Below are 407 nucleotides of genomic sequence, written 5' to 3'. Positions count from 1 at the left end.
CGGAGCAGGTCGCGCAGGCGCTCGGAGGCCTGACCGGTTCCGGCGGTACGCGGCCCGTGCAGGTAATCACTGACAAAGACGTGGCAGCCCAGGGGGCCACCGAAGCCCAGGCCTTGCAGCGGCTGGAGACGACTCCGAGCATCTGCGCCCGGTACCTGAATTTTTCTCCCGTGAGCTACCCCGGCTACACCATGGGCATGGCGTTCCTGGCCTCGGAGCAGCAGCAGTCGTCGGTGGGAGCGGTCGTTGATGCCGGTGGGGGCCACCCTGGCCGGATGGCCGACAACAGGGCCGCACTGAACGAGTGCCGGGCTTTCACGCTGTCACTCCTGGGCCAGGATGTCCCGATGTCGCTGGTGGAGGTCCCAGTCCCGATGGAGGCCGAGGGCATTCTCGGCGTCAGGGCC

General features: G+C 68.1%; 1 protein-coding gene. It reads left to right on the top strand.

What is annotated here, in order from left to right; all coding sequences use genetic code 11:
• Positions 1 to 56 precede the first annotated feature (56 nt).
• The coding region (locus AC5RVV_RS18195; protein WP_494002737.1) for a hypothetical protein at positions 57 to 407 on the top strand (351 nt) is incomplete at its 3' end.

It is taken from the genome of Arthrobacter sp. MDT2-34-1, assembly GCF_059091365.1.
The sequence above is the reverse complement of the archived record's forward strand: the minus strand, read 5'-3'. Positions and strand labels throughout refer to the sequence as shown.